Consider the following 14824-nt stretch of genomic DNA (forward strand, 5'->3'; position numbering starts at 1 on the left):
TAATGATTTGTTTATAAATGGATGAAATTTAAAAATATTGATTAAAATTAAGCATAAAACAAAGGGTATGGCATAATGTTTTAATGATAATCAATTAAAAAAACAGTAATGAAAACACTGAAGAAAGTAGGGATTGTAGTTATAGCAGGATTATTCTTGGCTTCCTGCACTCCTTTAAAATCGAATGGAAACCATGGTCTTCCTCCAGGACAGGTAAAGAAAGTAACCGGAGCTAAATCTGCGAAGCATTACGCGCCCGGGCATAACAAATAATTCAAAAATGAAATTAAATAAAAAAATCTCCCTTTAAAAAGAGAGATTTTTTGTGGGTCCTGAGGGATTCGAACCCCCGACCCTCTGGGTGTAAACCAGATGCTCTGAACCAACTGAGCTAAGAACCCGAATTTTTTTGAAAGGTTTCGTTTCCTTTTCTGTGGGTCCTGAGGGATTCGAACCCCCGACCCTCTGGGTGTAAACCAGATGCTCTGAACCAACTGAGCTAAGAACCCTCTTTATCGTTGTTTCCTCGATTAGAGTGGTGCAAATATACGACTTATTTAGAAATCTCCAAATTTTTTTCTAAAAATTCTCCGACTACAAAGTTACTTCCGCCGATAAAAATCATTTCTTCGTCTGTACATCGTTCTTTTGCAGAAAGATACGCTTCCTGTACAGAATCGAAAATTTTATAAAAAATTTTCGCATCAATTAGTAAATCTTCGTAGTCTTGAGGGTGTCTTCCCCTGTGAATGGAGGGTTTTGCAAAATAAAACTCGGAATTTCCAGGTAAAATTTTCATTACTTCATCGATTTTTTTGTCATTAACAAAGCCCAAAACGATGTGTTTGTGTTTTTCAATGGAATTTAATTGAGCAAAAACGTATTCCAAACCAGCCTGATTGTGTCCTGTATCACAAATCGTCAGTGGATTTTCCGAAAATTCAAACCAGCGACCGATAAATCCTGTATTGTTGTGGACACTTAAAAGTCCTCTTTCAATATTTTGATCGGAAATTGGGACATTTAATTTTCTTAATTCTTCAATTAAGCTTAAAACAACTTTTATGTTTTTCTCTTGATAATTTCCTTTTAAGTCAGATTTCAAATCCGTTTTTAATAAAGTTGCGTCAATAAATGGAGCATTTTCTTTCTCTGCTTTATTTTTAATGATATTTTTCACTACTTCATTTTCGTCACCGGAAATGATTGGAATTTGAGGCTTTACAATTCCTGCTTTTTCTCCTGCAATTTCTTCGATTGTATCTCCTAAAATATTCTGATGATCTAATTGAACATTCGTAATCGCAGCAACCAATGGTTTGATGATATTCGTAGAATCCAATCTTCCTCCCAAACCAACTTCAATAATTGCGAAATCTACATTCTGCTGATAAAAATATTCAAAAGCCATAATCGTAGTAAATTCAAAAAAAGAAGGACGAATATCTTCCGGCAGATTTTTTAGTTTTTGAATGAAATTAAAGACAAATTCTTTATCACAATTCTTGCCGTTTACTTTGATACGCTCCGTAAAATCAATGAGATGCGGTGAGTTATATAAACCAACTTTGTAACCAGATTCCTGTAAAACCGAAGCCAGCATGTTGCTTGAAGATCCTTTACCGTTTGTTCCACCTATATGAATACATTTTATTTTGTCCTGAGGATTTCCAAAGAATTCACAAAGTCTCGTAATGTTGTCTAATCCGGGTTTATATGCTTTCTGTCCGTCGATCTGATAATTGGGAGCCTGTACGAAGAGCCATTCCACAGCTTCCTGATATTGTGCATTTGTCATGATACAAAATTCTCAAAAGTTTAATTAAAATGAAACAATAATTTTTGAAAACTGTAACTTTTTTATTTTTGATTCGTCTAATTGGAAAAATCTTAATATGAAAAAAGTTTTGACTATTATTTTGGGTTTAACTTGCCTGGCTGTCAATGCCCAGAAAAAATGGTCTTTGAGAGAATGCGTGGATTATGCGACCAAACATAATCTTCAGGTAATCCAAAATGAATATTCGAAACAAAATCAGGATCTGAATCTTAAAATTGCTAAAAAAAGCTATCTTCCCTCAGTTTCCGCAAGCGTCGGAAATACGGTGAGTTTCGGACAGGCGTCATTGGGAACGGGAAGTATCCGAAACGACAGATTCAGCAACAGTGCCAGTATTGGAGCAGACATCCTGGTTTACAACAATGGCAGACTGGAAAAAACCATCAGAAAGACTGAATTTGATGTAGAAGCTAGCCAGTATGATATCGAAACCATTAAAAATGATATTTCTCTCCAGATTGCTCAACAATATTTAACAACACTTTTAAATAAAGAGATTGTAAAGATTTCACAAGCAGCCGTTGAAAATGCTCAAAAACAATATGAGAGAGCAAAAATCACAACAAATGTCGGGACTACGGCTCAGACGGTTTTAGCAGAAGCGGATGCAGCTTGGGCAAGGGAAAAGCAAAATCTAAAAACGGCTGAAGTAAATGTTGGGAGAAGCTTATTTGCTTTGGCTCAATTGTTACAGCTTCCGGATTATAAAGAATTTGATGTTGAGGACGTGAACGTTCCGGACCAATTGGATTCTCAATTACATTCTGTTGATGAGGTTTTAACGACGGCTTACGAAACTCAGCCACAGGTGAAGGCAGCAGAAAGCAGAATCAGGGCTGCAGAGGCACAGACGGAGGTGTCAAAAACGGCTTTTTGGCCTACGGTTACGGCGAGTGCAGGACTCGGAAGCTTTTACAATAATATTTTAACAAGACGCGATCAGTTTGGTAACCCGATTATTGATCCTACCTTTTTTAGTCAGTACAACGACAATTTCGGTCAGAATGTAGGTATATCTGTGAATATTCCTATTTTTAATAAAGGAATTACCAAGCTACAGGTTGAGCAGTCAAAATTGAGTGAGAGCGTTGCTAAAACTACCCTGCTTCAACAGAAACAGGCTGTAAAAGAGAATGTTCAGAAGGCTCAGTTTGATGCTGATGCCAATTATGAAATTTATTTATCTGCTGTTCAGGCTGAGAAAAGTACAAAGCTGGCTCTCGATTTTGCAGATAAAAGCTATGCGGCAGGAAGATCCACAATCTACGATGTAAATGTTGCAAGAAACAACTACGCAAATTCGCAAGGTTCTGTGGCTCAGGCTAAATTTAATTATCTTTTCAGTCTTAAATTGTTGAATTTCTATGCAGGAATTCCACTAAGTTTGTAAAATGTCTATTCAATCTTTAGAAAAATATTTACCACAAAACACTTTACAATATTTAAAAATCTGGTTTGCAGATTATTATATTCATATAAAAATTACACGCAACAGGAATTCTAAGTTGGGAGATTATCGTAAACTTCCAGATCATTCTCATGAAATTACGATAAACTCCACGTTGGCTCCTGAACTTTTTTTCTTTGTGCTAACTCATGAATTGGCACATCTCATTGCTTTCGAAAAATATGGCAGAAGAATCTCTCCACACGGAAATGAATGGAAAGAAACCTTTAGGCAAATGCTTCTGCAGAGTCTGGAAGTTTATGAGGAAAAATTAAGACCAATTATTGTAAAGTTTTCTAAATCTCCGAAAGCCAATTTTATGGCAAGTCCGGATTTGGTTAAATATTTTCATATTGAGAAACAGGACGATAACCTTCAGTTTATTGAAAAACTGCAGAAAGGAGATTTCTTTATTTACCGAAACGAAAAGTATTTGCTAGAAGGTCTAATTAAAAAAAACTATCTTTGTAAGAATCTCGTTACCGGAAGGAAATATTCTTTCAAACCATTGGCGAGGGTAGAAAAATGCACTTAAGAATGTCAAAATCAGATAGATATTGCGTGATTATGGCGGGAGGGATCGGAAGCAGATTCTGGCCAATGAGTACGCAGAAATTTCCGAAACAGTTTCAGGATATTTTAGGAGTTGGGCGCACAATGATTCAGCAGACATACGACAGAATCAGTAAGATAATTCCTAAGGAAAACATATTTGTAATTACTAATAAGGAGTATGTTGAGCTTTCTCATCAGCAATTACCGGAGATTCCACAAGAAAATATTGTGGGAGAACCTTTGTTGAAAAATACCGCACCTTGTAATCTATACATGGCGAATAAAATCGCAGAAATTGATCCTGATGCAACAATGATTGTTTTACCAGCAGATCATTTGATTTTAAAAGAACAGACATTCTTAGAAAAGGTAGAACTGGCTTTCGATATTGCCTCTAAAAATGAATATCTGGTAACATTGGGAATTACTCCAACAAGACCTGATACAGGCTATGGCTACATTCAGTTTGTAGATAAGAAGGATTCTGATTATTATAAAGTAAAAACATTTACAGAAAAACCAATACTTGAAATTGCAAAAAGTTTCCTAGAAAGTGGAGATTTTCTTTGGAATGCCGGAATTTTCATTTGGAATGTGAAATCTATTCATCATGCCTTTGAAACCTATTTACCAGAAATGACACAACACTTTATGGCTTGTGAATACAATGCAGACAGTGAAAAAAGCTGTATTGAATTGATTTATCCTAAAGTTCAGAAAATATCAATTGACAATGGAATTTTAGAAAAAGCTAAAAATGTTTACGTAATTCCTGCCGATTTGGGATGGAGCGATCTTGGAACATGGACTTCTGTTTATGAAAATACGGAAAAGGATGAAAACCTAAATGCCGTAAAACAAAAACATATTTTAACGTACAACACAGAAGGTAATATTATTCATGTTAAAAACAATAATAAAGCTGTCGTTATTGATGGTTTAAAAGATTTTATTGTTGTTGATACGGAAAAAGTTTTGCTAATTTGCCCGAGAGATCACGATCAATTGATCAAGGATTATGTTTTAGATCTTAAGAATCTCAAGAAAGGGGATAAATTCATGTAAAATAAATGGTACAGTTTCTGCGTTCTGAGAATTATGAAAAAAATATTATTCAAAATTAGTTTATTTGCTTTTTTAGGTATAGGAATGGTTTCTCAAGCTCAGGAGAAAAAGCAGTTCTCTAATGTTTCCAGTATTTTGCAGAGCATTGTTCCCAATATCAAGACATCTTCCTGGATGCTGATTCACAGCAGCTATGGAAAAGATCAAATTTTAAAACAATCAGGTCCGAAAACAGATTATGTAACTCAGTCATCAGGTTTTAACATTGGTGTAGTTGAGGAAGGTGAATTTTATTATATCGTTTATTCAGCGGGAGCAAAAACCGAATATATTACGACTATGGAAGGTTTAAAAACCTTTATAGGAAAGGTTGATGATATTCAAGAGGCAGTAATTGCTGCAGCGGTTGACGGCTATTTTATTGATGAAGAATTTAAAGATCTCGCGGGAAGCTATACCGAAGATAAATCCAATTATTACTTAGATTTAGGAAAACTGACTTCAAAGGAATGTCCTTATCAAAAGAAACATTTCACTTTAACGATCAATAGATCATCCGGAAATATTACCGATATTAAAGATAATGGGTCGTATATCGAGCTTTACAATAAGAAATGTACGAACAATCCAAGGCTTTTAAAAATCGAGAAAAAAGAAGAACCAAAAGATGAGCCTAAAAAATCAACAAGAACCACAAAACGCAGATAAAATCTACGAAACAGAACGATTGATCCTTCGTCCAATGTCATTGGAAGATGGAGAATTTATTCTTGATCTTTATAACAGACCGAAGTTTATTCAATTCATCGGAGATCGTAATTTAAAGACGGTTTCTGATGCCGAAAATTATATTAAAAACAGATTTCTTCCTCAATTTGAAAAGTTGGGATATGGAAACTATTTAGTTGTTACCAAAGAAGGAAATCATAAAATAGGGGGAGTAGGAATTTTTGAAAGAGAAGGTTTGAATGTTGTAGATATTGGATTTTCGCTTTTAGATGAATTTGAAGGAAAAGGTTACGCGTTTGAAGCTGCTATCAAAGTAAAATCAATCGGAATGGACGATTTTGGTTTAAAAAAAGATTTCGGCAATTACCACAAAAAACAATTTTTCTTCTCAGAAATTAATCGAAAAATTAGGATTAAAGTTCAAAAAATACGTTACCATTCCCAATGATACAGAGGAATTGATGTATTACGAAACAGAGTAATTAAACACAAGTTTCACAAATATTTTCACGAATAGCACCAATAATTTGTGAGATTTGTAAAAATATTCGTGTTCTTAGTGTCTTAAGAACTATTCCAAAATCTGTTCAGCCGCAGTTTTCGAAGTTACTTTTTCAATTACTCTTGTGCAAACTCCTTTTTCATCAAAAATAAAGGTAGTTCTTACGATTCCCATGTAGGTTTTTCCAAACGTTTTTTTCTCCTGCCAGACTCCGAATTTTTCCAGGATCTCGTGGCTTTCATCGGCAATAAGATCATAAGGAAAAGCAAATTTGCTGTGGAAATTTTTTTGTTTTTTTACAGAATCTCCACTGATACCCAACAATTGAAATCCTGCTTTTTCAAGTTTAGAATAATTATCACTCAGATTGCACGCTTCAACGGTGCAAGTCGGAGTATTTGCCTGTGGGTAAAAGAAAATAACCAGTTTTTTTCCAATTAATTTTTCAGAATTTATCGTTTCCCCGTCCTGATTTGTTCCTTCAAATTGTGGTAATTTGTCTCCAACTTTCAACATAATATTTTAATTTTGTTCAAATTTAATGGTTAAATGACAAAAAAGCAAAGAGCCGAGCTTGTTCAGACAGAATTAGAAAAATTATATCCTCAGGTTCCGATTCCGTTGGATCATACCGATCCTTATACATTGATGGTTGCTGTTGCGCTTTCTGCACAAACCACTGATAAAAAAGTCAATCAGGTAACACCGGAACTTTTCGCCGTGGCCGGAACACCTCAGAGAATGGCGAAGCTGGAAGAATTTGAAATAAAGGAATTGATTAAAGAAATCGGATTGTCCAATACGAAAGCAAAAAATCTGAAAAGAATGGCAGAGCTTTTACTGGAAAGACATAATGGGGTGGTGCCACAAACTTACGAGGAATTGGAAGCGCTTCCCGGAGTTGGTCACAAAACGGCTTCCGTAGTGATGAGCCAAGGCTTCGGATTTCCTGCTTTTCCGGTCGATACACACATTCACAGGCTGATGACGCAATGGAAGCTCACCTCAGGAAAAAACGTTGTTGAAACCGAGAATGATGCAAAAAAGCTCTGGAAAGAAGAGGTTTGGAACAAGCTTCATCTTCAAATCATTTTTTACGGAAGAGAATATTCTCCGGCGAGAGGAAAAGGCGAGAAGGACTTCATTACGAAAATGATGTTTGAAAAAGAAGAGAAATAGAAAAAGTTCTTTTTATATGTCCTTGTCGAGGTTTTAAACCTTGACAAGGATGATAATCATAATATTAATTATCCAGTAACCTTCTATGATAGTTAATCTGTCCCAAATGATATTCCAGATGCCCAATCAGGTGGATTATAAAATATTCGGTTGTCATAGGATGACCAAAAGGTTCAAGCGGATAGTTCTTTTCAAGATCTTCTGCAGATAATTTATCAAGTGTTGAGGTTACGGCTTCAAGCGTTCCTTCGATTTTCTCGATCAATTCTGCTCTTGGAATGTCTTTTAAAGAAAATTCAAGGTCGCGCTGTCGTATGTATCCGGAATTTCCGAGTATCGCACCAAAGAAATGGCTTAGATTTCCAACCAAATGAAGGGTTAAATTTCCTGCAGAATTTAGAATGTTTTTATCAATTTTCCATAGGTTTTCTGCGTTTTGATAAGATTCGATTTCCAATTTTAATTTATTTAAATCTCTTGTGTATAGGGATTTTAGACTTTCTATTATCATTTTTTCTAATTGTTATTGTTTGAAGTTTTCTTTAAATCTAAAAGGGAATCATAAAGCTTTCGTAATCCTCTTGTTCCCATTCCACCATAATCATTGATTGTCTTTACTTTTAAATTATCGTAAGTTATTTTTAAAGTTGTTGTTCCTGCATCAGAGTAGCCAACACTATAATCATCCGCAAGATTTTCAAAATCAATATAATTTAATAAGTCAATAATTTCTTTAAATTTTTCTTTTGAGAGTTGAGAAAAATAAGTTTTGCGATATTCGTCATCATCAAGAGTCCAAGTTATATCTCGATTTGAAATTATTTCTATTTTGGTTGTAGAACGATCCCAATGAGATCCTCTTGTTATAAATTCTATTTCTAGAATGTTGTGTCTTTTGGGATTGGGATTTTCTTCAATAAAATCTCCATTTTTATAAATTAGATTTTCTTTGATTAGTTTACTCAAACTTCCATATCTATCTAGGACTTTTACGCTGTAATATTCTATTTTATTATTCTTTACAGCAGAAAACTCACATTGCTCATAAAGTTTACCTTTACTTACATTTTTCGATTCAAAATGGTCTCCTTTGTCTAAAATATAAATCGTTTTTGCTCCTTCAGAATCGGTTCCTGTTACTAAGACATCTGTTAATCCGTTATTGTCAAAGTCTGCTTTCCCCCAAGTTTGTTTTAATTTTAAGCTGTCTGCAATAACATTGCAATACCGGTCATAATTAATTTTATCATCTACGGTTAGAAAATAATTTATTTTATTTTCGTCGTTTCTAATAAAATTTTCAAGATCTTTTGTCGATATTAATGAATCAATTCTACTTAATTTTTGGGATTGAAAATTAAATAAAGGATAAAAAAATAATACGAAATAAAGTATTTTCACCAAAATAAAATTAAAATGTAAAGCTAAACAAAAAAGCCACAAAATTAATTTGCGACTTTAATATTTTAATGCGGAATTTCCTCCAACAAAATCTCGTTTCCTGCCTTATCGTAGTAAGTACAAGTGAATTTATCCAGATCAACAATCCATTTTTCGATTCCTGTTTCTGCGCAATCTTGGCAAAATTTCATGTAATCTGTTTCTCCTCTTTGATGACTTTTTAATTGTTGTACAAACTTTTTTTTATCAGAATCATCAGCAATCGTTAAATCTTCATATTGAGGTTGTGAAGTTGTTTTAAAGTCATTTTCTCCAAAATATTCGGTGTGACTGTCCTTTACCCACGTTTCAAAAGATTTCACACCCATATTCTTGATTTCCTGAATGTAATTCGGAAAATCAGCTCCTGTTTTTACTTTATCGTGAGCATTTTCAATTTGTTCTACTGTAAACATTTTTCTTCGTTGTATTTTTTATTAATTTAAATTTTACCACAAAAGATTCAAAAGATTTCTTTAAATATTTAAATTAAAGTGAATTAAAAGTTTTCAAAAGCTTATGCTTTCTTTTTAATGATCTTAAGTAAAGAAATCTTTTGAATCTTTTGCGGTGAAAACTATTTCTGCTTCTTCGCCCAAAGCTCCATTTTTCTGTTCAAAACATCCAAAGGAAGACAACCCTGACTCAAAACTTCATCATGGAAACTCGCCAAATTGAATTTATTTCCAAGCTCTTTCTGGTATTTTTCTCTCAATTCACGGATTCTCAAAGAACCGATTTTATACCCTAAAGCCTGTCCAGGCATTGCCATATATCGCTCAACTTCGGCAGTTGCTCCGGCTTCGTCGTAAGAAATATTGCTTAAGAAATATTTGATTGCTTCTTCTCTTGTCATTTTTCCGGTGTGCAGTCCTGTGTCGACAACCAATCTTACGGCTCTCAACATTTGGTCGCTTAAATATCCCATTTTCTGATAAGGATCTGTGTATAAACCGAATTCAGGGCCTAAAGTCTCGCAATAATGCGCCCAACCTTCACCATAAGCTCCAAACCAACCGAATCTCATAAATTTCGGAAGTTTTGTATTTTCCTGCTGCAAAGAAACCTGATAATGGTGCCCCGGAATGGCTTCATGTAAAAACAAAGATTCCATTCCGGAAGTCACATTGAATTTCGATGGATCAGGAAGGGGAACATAGAAAATTCCCGGTCTTTTTCCATCCGGAGTTCCCTGAATGTATTCAGCACTCGCACTTGCTTCTCTGAACTTTTCTGTTTGTCTGATCTCAAATCCTGTTTTTGGAGTTACGGAAAACATTGTTTTTAACTTTGGAGTAATTTTCGTTAAAATACCATTAAATGCGGTCAAAACTTCTTTTGACGTTTTGTAAGGCATTGCTTTCGGATCTGTTTTTACGAAATTAATGAATTCTTCCAATGTTCCTGTGAAACCAACCTGTTGCTTTACTTTTTCCATTTCGGCACGAAGCATGGCAACCTGTTGAAGTCCGATTTTATTAATTTCTTCAGGAGATTTATTGGTCGTTGTCCAGCTTTTTGCATAATACTGATAAATTTCTTTACCGTTTGGTAAGCTATTGTAACCATCTGTATCTCTTCCTTTTGGCAGATATTCTTTTTCTAAAAAATCTCCCATTTTGATATAAGCCGGAATGATTTTTTTGGTGATAGCTTCTCTGTAAAGTTCCGTAAATTTATCTTTCTGTTCTTTCGTAAAGTCTTTTGGAAACTTTTTAACAGGGCCGTAGAAAATGTTTTTTTCTAAATCTGTTGTTGTAATTTCCTCAGCTCTCATCTGTGGAATCATTTTGACAATCAGTTTTTTAGGTAAAACCATTTTATTGTTGATTCCTTCGCGGAAATTCTCGGTTGCAGCATTCATCCACTCAGGGAATTTTTCCATTCTTTTTAGCCAATCGCTGTAATCTTTTTCTGTTTTAAAGGGCTGACTGCCTTCTCCGCTTCCATACAAAGGAAAATTCAGCGGAAGTCCGCCAAACTGCGTGAAAGGAATATATTCAGGATGATAAGCATACGCCTGAATCTTGTCTTTTAAAGTAAAATCCAGTACGTCGTAAACCACTTTGTCTTCATCAGAAAGACTTTTGTAATCCACATTTTCAAGTTGGTTCTGAACGGAATTGTAAAAAGCAACTTCCCCCGAAATAAAATCTTTATCTATATTGATCGGAAGCTGATCGTTGTACCTCAGATCACCTTGTGAAGTCGCATCCAAAGGATATAATTTCAAATATTGCTCATAATAATTTGAAGCAATAGAATCGATATTGGAAGGCGTAACCTTCGTAAGTGGGGAATCGGATTTTTTGCATGAAATAAGGCTTAAAGCCAAGCCCAGTCCCAGAATACTTTTCGATATAATGTTTTTCATTTTTTCAGAATTCTTTATGAAAACAAAAATAAGTAATATTGGAATATGCAGAATTAATAATTAAAGCGGATTTTTTAAAAATTATTTTCAAAAAATTTTTCACATTCAATCTATTTTTTATCTTTGCTTAAAACGTTTAACAATCATATTATTACAGTTCTTTTTTTAAGAAATAATGAAAGGGATTTTAAAAATTTACCATCCGGACGAAACGCTAAAGTACAATATCAGAAACACTTATTGTAAAGCGGTTTACAGCAACCAACAACACTTTTTAGAGGTTGAAATCATTACGGATGACAGTCTGGATCATGTAGACGATGATTCTTTGCAGTACAACTTTCCACAACTTTCTATGGAAGTTTTCGATTTTCCGATCGATTCAGGTGATATCGAAGGAAAAATTATCAACATCAATGATTCTGAGGAAGATACCTACACAGAAGTAGATCTTTTCGATGATGAAGAAGCATTCATTTATGATAACAAGCTTCACTTCGAGAAAAATGAAGAAGGGGAACTGCAGGTAATGTGGGAGGGAACCATTGATGATTTCTATACCGGATCGGATACTCCGCTTCCCTTTAAGCTGAAATGCGAATTCAAGCAGGACGAAATTGAGATAGACGAAGATTAATTTTCATCTTTTTTCTCATTCTTTATATCAAATTTCTTTTCAAATACTTTTTTGGAAAGAAATTTGCTGTTTACGAAAATAACAAATTTTAAGTTGTTTTTAAGCAATTTTTAAGAGTTCAATTCATAATATTCCACTATTTTTGTCGTTAAAACCTTTATAAAAAATACACATTAAATGCTGTTAACGGAACTTACTCAGATTTTATTTGCCCAGGTTGCTGCTCCTGCAGTGGCGGCAGACGATTTAGAATTCTCATTTTGGAAAATCATGTTCCACGGAGGAGCTTTCGCTAAAATAGTGATGGTTACCGTGTTATTGCTTGGTGTGTTTTCCGTTTATCTGTTTTTTGAACGTTTTTTCTTTATTAAAAGATTAACCTCAAAGACAGATTCTAACTTTATGGATAACATCGAAGACTTCATTAAAGAAGGTAAAATGGAATCCGCATTGGACTATTGTAAAAGACAAAACTCTCCGGAAGGAAGAATTTTAGAAAAAGGGATCTCAAGATTGGGAAGACCTGTTTCAGACATTGTAAGCGCAATGGAATCTCAAGCTCAGGTAGAAGTAGCCAATATGGAGAAAAATCTGAATCTTTTGGCGGTGGTTCCTAGTATTGCTCCAATGTTGGGACTTTTGGGAACGGTTATCGGGATGATTATCGCTTTCTTTAATTTATCTCACGCAAGCGGTTCTTTCTCACCAAAAACTTTATCAGAGGGTATTTATACAGCGTTGGGACAGACAGCGGTAGGTCTTGCGGTGGCGATTCCGGCAAACTTTTTCTACAATTTATTATTAACAAGAATTGATAAATTTGTATTAAAGGCACAAAATATGTCGGGAGAATTTTTAGATCTTATCAACAAACCTTTATAATTTTTTCTTATGAAAATTCAAAGGAGAAATAAAGCGAATCCGGAATTCAGTTTAGCAGCGATGACAGACGTTATCTTGCTGATGCTGATCTTCTTTATGGTAACTTCTTCCGCGGCAAACCAAAGTGCAATTGACGTAAAGTTGCCAAAAACAGGGGCTGTTGAAGATAATATTCCGAATCCTCTGACGGTAAGCATAAAACCGGACGGATCTTATTTTGTAGATGATATTCCGGTGACAAGAGATCAGCTTGAAGCGGATATTGTGAGCAAATTAACAAGCCAGACAAACAAATCTTTCACAATAAGAGCCGACGAAAATACAATGCATAAAGATGTTGTTTTTGTAATGGAAATTGCTGAAAAACATAAATTTAATATTGCCATTGCAACGGTTAAAGATAAATAACAAACCCGAAAATTTCGGAAAGGATCATTTTAAAATGAGAAGCCAGATTATCAATAAAGACGAACAAAACAAAGACAGGTTGAAAAGCGCATTGCTTTCGATCCTGATTTGGTCTGCGATCCTGTTGTTTGTTTTTTTATATAAACTAAAACCCGAGCTTGATGAGCAACCCGAAATTGTAACAACCATGCTGGTGAATTTTGGGGACAACAGAAACGGAAACGGAGTTGAAGAACCTGCAGATCAACCTGGAAGCCTGGCTGCAGCAACAGAAGAAGTAACTCCTGAACCTGTAGAAACACCTGTTCCTGAGACGAAAACAATTGTAAAGCCTGAGCCACAACCTGAAACAAAAAAATCAGAAGCAAAGGAAAAAATAATCACAGGAAATAATTCTAAAGTTACAGTTCCTAAAAAAGAAGAATCCAAAAAATCGGATAAAGCAACAGCAACAAGTACTTCTGCCTCAAAAAATACTAAAAAATCAGGCGCAACAACTGCCAATTCTAAAACCGGGAATGGAGATGGAAAAGGAACAGCCGCAATTGGAAATTTAATAAAAGGAAGAGGAACGAAAGCGGGAAGTCAAGGAGATGGTAATGGAATTGGAAATGCAGGAGATCCTTTAGGTGGTGACGGAAACGGAGACAGTAAAGTCGGAATCGATAGAAAATTGGTAGGATTTATTCCGGGAACGATGGGAAGAGGAGGTGCACAACCTGCAAACAGCTGTACTGCAAGTGGAACAATTACAGTTGCTTACACAGTAGATAAAGCCGGAAACGTAGTTTCTGCCAGAAGATCGGGCGGAACTTCAGATCCTTGTATAAGCTCGAATGCGGTTGCCTGGGTGAAGAAATATGTGAAAGCTGAAAAAGCAAACACATCTTCCACCGGAACGTATAAAATTACATTCTAAAATACAAAAGCACTTTATTCAAGTGCTTTTTTTATTTCTGAAATTCTGTTGATAACGGGTAGCGCAAATATTCCACTGGTTTGAAGATACAATTCGTAGAACGTTTTTGCTTTATCTAAAAATTCATTGTTTTGAGTTGCTTTTCCGTTGAAGTAGAAAAGATTTCCCAACATTTCATAATAATCTTTGTGGTCTCTTTCCTGTCTTTCGTTAACGACTTCGATGATTTCTTCTTTCGATTTAGATGAAAGAGTCGTGAAGTCAAATTTAAAAATATCTTTCATTAAAGATTCAAAATCCAGTTCTTTTTGCATTAAACTTTCTTCCGGTTTATCTAAAATCAGTTTTTCTAATGCTTGAGTTAATTGACGTATTAGTCTTAATGTGAATTCTTTATCTGTGATCATATTCTTGTTGCTTGTTGTTCGTTTCTGGTTGCTTGTCTATGTGCGCCAGTTGAGTTGAACATATTTTATAAAGTTATTTATTTTTCCTCCTAAAAGTTTGTATTGTTGCGCTTTATTTTCAAAGTCTGAATTAAATTCAGGATAAAGCCTTGATAGTTTTGATAAATGACAAATGGTTTCATCGCAACTTCCTTGTGAATAAATTAGAAAACGAATAAACTCACCTTTGTAAGTTTTTCTTCCATAACCTTCTACAATATTTGTAACAATTGAATCTGCAGATCGTCTCAATTGACTTCCTAATTCATAAGTTTCATATTTTGGTAAATTAAAAGTAAGTCGATGAGTTTCAATGAATAATTCGAACGAAGTGTTGTAAATGTCAAGTTTTGTATAGCTCATATTGTGTTTTGCTGTTATAACAATTAACTAGCAGCCAA

General features: G+C 34.6%; 19 protein-coding genes and 2 tRNA genes. 11 read left to right on the forward strand and 10 right to left on the reverse strand.

Going from position 1 to position 14824, the window contains the following annotated elements; all coding sequences use genetic code 11:
- Positions 1–108 precede the first annotated feature (108 nt).
- A complete protein-coding gene (locus ACKX2A_RS11805) occupies positions 109–273 on the forward strand; it encodes a hypothetical protein (protein WP_415324831.1) in 165 nt (54 codons plus the stop codon).
- A 53-nt stretch (positions 274–326) separates the two neighbouring features.
- Here ACKX2A_RS11805 and ACKX2A_RS11810 read toward each other — a convergent pair.
- The 3 genes from ACKX2A_RS11810 to ACKX2A_RS11820 form a co-directional block, all read right to left on the reverse strand.
- Positions 327–401: transfer RNA gene (locus ACKX2A_RS11810), tRNA-Val, on the reverse strand.
- 33 nt (positions 402–434) lie between these two features.
- Positions 435–509: transfer RNA gene (locus ACKX2A_RS11815), tRNA-Val, on the reverse strand.
- A 44-nt stretch (positions 510–553) separates the two neighbouring features.
- A complete protein-coding gene (locus ACKX2A_RS11820; RefSeq protein ID WP_415324833.1) occupies positions 554–1798 on the reverse strand; it encodes a bifunctional folylpolyglutamate synthase/dihydrofolate synthase in 1245 nt (414 codons plus the stop codon).
- Between the two features lie 97 nt (positions 1799–1895).
- Between ACKX2A_RS11820 and ACKX2A_RS11825 the strand changes: the two genes are divergently transcribed.
- From ACKX2A_RS11825 to ACKX2A_RS11845, 5 genes are read left to right on the forward strand one after another with little or no spacing between them, the layout of a single operon-like run.
- Positions 1896–3230 carry a TolC family protein gene (locus tag ACKX2A_RS11825; RefSeq protein ID WP_415324835.1) on the forward strand — a complete coding sequence of 445 codons (1335 nt, stop codon included), beginning with the start codon at positions 1896–1898 and terminating at the stop codon, positions 3228–3230.
- Between the two features lies 1 nt (position 3231).
- Positions 3232–3822, forward strand: coding sequence for a SprT-like domain-containing protein (locus ACKX2A_RS11830; RefSeq protein ID WP_415324836.1), 591 nt, complete (start codon positions 3232–3234; stop codon positions 3820–3822).
- A gap of 2 nt (positions 3823–3824) precedes the next feature.
- Entirely contained in the window at positions 3825–4907 is a 1083-nt protein-coding gene (locus ACKX2A_RS11835) for a mannose-1-phosphate guanylyltransferase (protein ID WP_415324838.1), read from the forward strand.
- Between the two features lie 33 nt (positions 4908–4940).
- Positions 4941–5615 carry a hypothetical protein gene (locus ACKX2A_RS11840; protein WP_415324840.1) on the forward strand — a complete coding sequence of 225 codons (675 nt, stop codon included), beginning with the start codon at positions 4941–4943 and terminating at the stop codon, positions 5613–5615.
- Positions 5575–6084, forward strand: a complete 510-nt coding sequence (locus ACKX2A_RS11845; protein ID WP_415324842.1) for a GNAT family N-acetyltransferase — start codon at positions 5575–5577, stop codon at positions 6082–6084. The genes ACKX2A_RS11840 and ACKX2A_RS11845 overlap by 41 nt, the downstream gene beginning before the upstream one ends.
- Before the next feature lie 123 nt (positions 6085–6207).
- Here ACKX2A_RS11845 and bcp read toward each other — a convergent pair whose 3' ends face one another.
- Positions 6208–6654, reverse strand: coding sequence for a thioredoxin-dependent thiol peroxidase (gene bcp, locus ACKX2A_RS11850; protein WP_415324844.1), 447 nt, complete (start codon positions 6652–6654; stop codon positions 6208–6210).
- A 33-nt stretch (positions 6655–6687) separates the two neighbouring features.
- On the opposite strand from bcp, the gene ACKX2A_RS11855 reads away from it, so the two are divergent.
- Positions 6688–7317: an endonuclease III domain-containing protein gene (locus tag ACKX2A_RS11855; RefSeq protein WP_415324845.1), complete on the forward strand. Its 630-nt coding sequence runs from the start codon at positions 6688–6690 to the stop codon at positions 7315–7317.
- A gap of 64 nt (positions 7318–7381) precedes the next feature.
- Here the strand turns inward: ACKX2A_RS11855 and ACKX2A_RS11860 are convergent, their stop codons facing one another.
- From ACKX2A_RS11860 to ACKX2A_RS11875, 4 genes are all read right to left on the reverse strand, one after another.
- Positions 7382–7828, reverse strand: coding sequence for a DinB family protein (locus ACKX2A_RS11860; RefSeq protein ID WP_415324846.1), 447 nt, complete (start codon positions 7826–7828; stop codon positions 7382–7384).
- Positions 7829–7833: 5 nt separating this feature from the next.
- Positions 7834–8718 (reverse strand): hypothetical protein, encoded by an 885-nt coding sequence (locus tag ACKX2A_RS11865; RefSeq protein WP_415324848.1) that lies wholly within the window; start codon positions 8716–8718, stop codon positions 7834–7836.
- A 65-nt stretch (positions 8719–8783) separates the two neighbouring features.
- Positions 8784–9173 carry a DUF1398 domain-containing protein gene (locus ACKX2A_RS11870; RefSeq protein WP_415324850.1) on the reverse strand — a complete coding sequence of 130 codons (390 nt, stop codon included), beginning with the start codon at positions 9171–9173 and terminating at the stop codon, positions 8784–8786.
- 161 nt (positions 9174–9334) lie between these two features.
- Positions 9335–11131: a DUF885 domain-containing protein gene (locus tag ACKX2A_RS11875; protein WP_415324852.1), complete on the reverse strand. Its 1797-nt coding sequence runs from the start codon at positions 11129–11131 to the stop codon at positions 9335–9337.
- 175 nt (positions 11132–11306) lie between these two features.
- Between ACKX2A_RS11875 and ACKX2A_RS11880 the strand changes: the two genes are divergently transcribed.
- The 4 genes from ACKX2A_RS11880 to ACKX2A_RS11895 all read left to right on the forward strand — a co-directional run bounded on the left by ACKX2A_RS11880 (position 11307) and on the right by ACKX2A_RS11895 (position 13977).
- Positions 11307–11768, forward strand: a complete 462-nt coding sequence (locus ACKX2A_RS11880; RefSeq protein ID WP_415324854.1) for a hypothetical protein — start codon at positions 11307–11309, stop codon at positions 11766–11768.
- Between the two features lie 177 nt (positions 11769–11945).
- Entirely contained in the window at positions 11946–12650 is a 705-nt protein-coding gene (locus ACKX2A_RS11885) for a MotA/TolQ/ExbB proton channel family protein (RefSeq protein WP_415324855.1), read from the forward strand.
- A 9-nt stretch (positions 12651–12659) separates the two neighbouring features.
- The gene (locus ACKX2A_RS11890; protein WP_415324857.1) at positions 12660–13058 is read left to right on the forward strand and encodes an ExbD/TolR family protein; all 399 of its coding nucleotides are present in this window, start codon (positions 12660–12662) and stop codon (positions 13056–13058) included.
- 34 nt (positions 13059–13092) lie between these two features.
- Positions 13093–13977 carry a ferric siderophore ABC transporter substrate-binding protein gene (locus ACKX2A_RS11895; RefSeq protein ID WP_415324858.1) on the forward strand — a complete coding sequence of 295 codons (885 nt, stop codon included), beginning with the start codon at positions 13093–13095 and terminating at the stop codon, positions 13975–13977.
- A 14-nt stretch (positions 13978–13991) separates the two neighbouring features.
- Here ACKX2A_RS11895 and ACKX2A_RS11900 read toward each other — a convergent pair whose 3' ends face one another.
- Both ACKX2A_RS11900 and ACKX2A_RS11905 read right to left on the reverse strand, forming a co-directional pair.
- The gene (locus tag ACKX2A_RS11900) at positions 13992–14384 is read right to left on the reverse strand and encodes a hypothetical protein (protein ID WP_415324859.1); all 393 of its coding nucleotides are present in this window, start codon (positions 14382–14384) and stop codon (positions 13992–13994) included.
- A gap of 36 nt (positions 14385–14420) precedes the next feature.
- A complete protein-coding gene (locus tag ACKX2A_RS11905) occupies positions 14421–14786 on the reverse strand; it encodes a four helix bundle protein (RefSeq protein WP_415324861.1) in 366 nt (121 codons plus the stop codon).
- Positions 14787–14824 lie beyond the last annotated feature (38 nt).

The organism is Chryseobacterium sp. MMS23-Vi53, from assembly GCF_047651245.1.
GTDB lineage: Bacteria > Bacteroidota > Bacteroidia > Flavobacteriales > Weeksellaceae > Chryseobacterium.

Excerpts from the sequence above, each read along its gene's own strand:
- ACKX2A_RS11805 (WP_415324831.1), top strand. The coding sequence starts at position 109 with ATGAAAACACTGAAGAAAGTAGGGATTGTAGTTATAGCAGGATTATTC.
- ACKX2A_RS11820 (WP_415324833.1), bottom strand. The coding sequence starts at position 1,798 with ATGACAAATGCACAATATCAGGAAGCTGTGGAATGGCTCTTCGTACAG.
- ACKX2A_RS11825 (WP_415324835.1), top strand. The coding sequence starts at position 1,896 with ATGAAAAAAGTTTTGACTATTATTTTGGGTTTAACTTGCCTGGCTGTC.
- ACKX2A_RS11830 (WP_415324836.1), top strand. The coding sequence starts at position 3,232 with ATGTCTATTCAATCTTTAGAAAAATATTTACCACAAAACACTTTACAA.
- ACKX2A_RS11835 (WP_415324838.1), top strand. The coding sequence starts at position 3,825 with ATGTCAAAATCAGATAGATATTGCGTGATTATGGCGGGAGGGATCGGA.
- ACKX2A_RS11840 (WP_415324840.1), top strand. The coding sequence starts at position 4,941 with ATGAAAAAAATATTATTCAAAATTAGTTTATTTGCTTTTTTAGGTATA.
- ACKX2A_RS11845 (WP_415324842.1), top strand. The coding sequence starts at position 5,575 with ATGAGCCTAAAAAATCAACAAGAACCACAAAACGCAGATAAAATCTAC.
- bcp (WP_415324844.1), bottom strand. The coding sequence starts at position 6,654 with ATGTTGAAAGTTGGAGACAAATTACCACAATTTGAAGGAACAAATCAG.
- ACKX2A_RS11855 (WP_415324845.1), top strand. The coding sequence starts at position 6,688 with ATGACAAAAAAGCAAAGAGCCGAGCTTGTTCAGACAGAATTAGAAAAA.
- ACKX2A_RS11860 (WP_415324846.1), bottom strand. The coding sequence starts at position 7,828 with ATGATAATAGAAAGTCTAAAATCCCTATACACAAGAGATTTAAATAAA.
- ACKX2A_RS11870 (WP_415324850.1), bottom strand. The coding sequence starts at position 9,173 with ATGTTTACAGTAGAACAAATTGAAAATGCTCACGATAAAGTAAAAACA.
- ACKX2A_RS11875 (WP_415324852.1), bottom strand. The coding sequence starts at position 11,131 with ATGAAAAACATTATATCGAAAAGTATTCTGGGACTGGGCTTGGCTTTA.
- ACKX2A_RS11880 (WP_415324854.1), top strand. The coding sequence starts at position 11,307 with ATGAAAGGGATTTTAAAAATTTACCATCCGGACGAAACGCTAAAGTAC.
- ACKX2A_RS11885 (WP_415324855.1), top strand. The coding sequence starts at position 11,946 with ATGCTGTTAACGGAACTTACTCAGATTTTATTTGCCCAGGTTGCTGCT.
- ACKX2A_RS11890 (WP_415324857.1), top strand. The coding sequence starts at position 12,660 with ATGAAAATTCAAAGGAGAAATAAAGCGAATCCGGAATTCAGTTTAGCA.
- ACKX2A_RS11895 (WP_415324858.1), top strand. The coding sequence starts at position 13,093 with ATGAGAAGCCAGATTATCAATAAAGACGAACAAAACAAAGACAGGTTG.
- ACKX2A_RS11900 (WP_415324859.1), bottom strand. The coding sequence starts at position 14,384 with ATGATCACAGATAAAGAATTCACATTAAGACTAATACGTCAATTAACT.
- ACKX2A_RS11905 (WP_415324861.1), bottom strand. The coding sequence starts at position 14,786 with ATGAGCTATACAAAACTTGACATTTACAACACTTCGTTCGAATTATTC.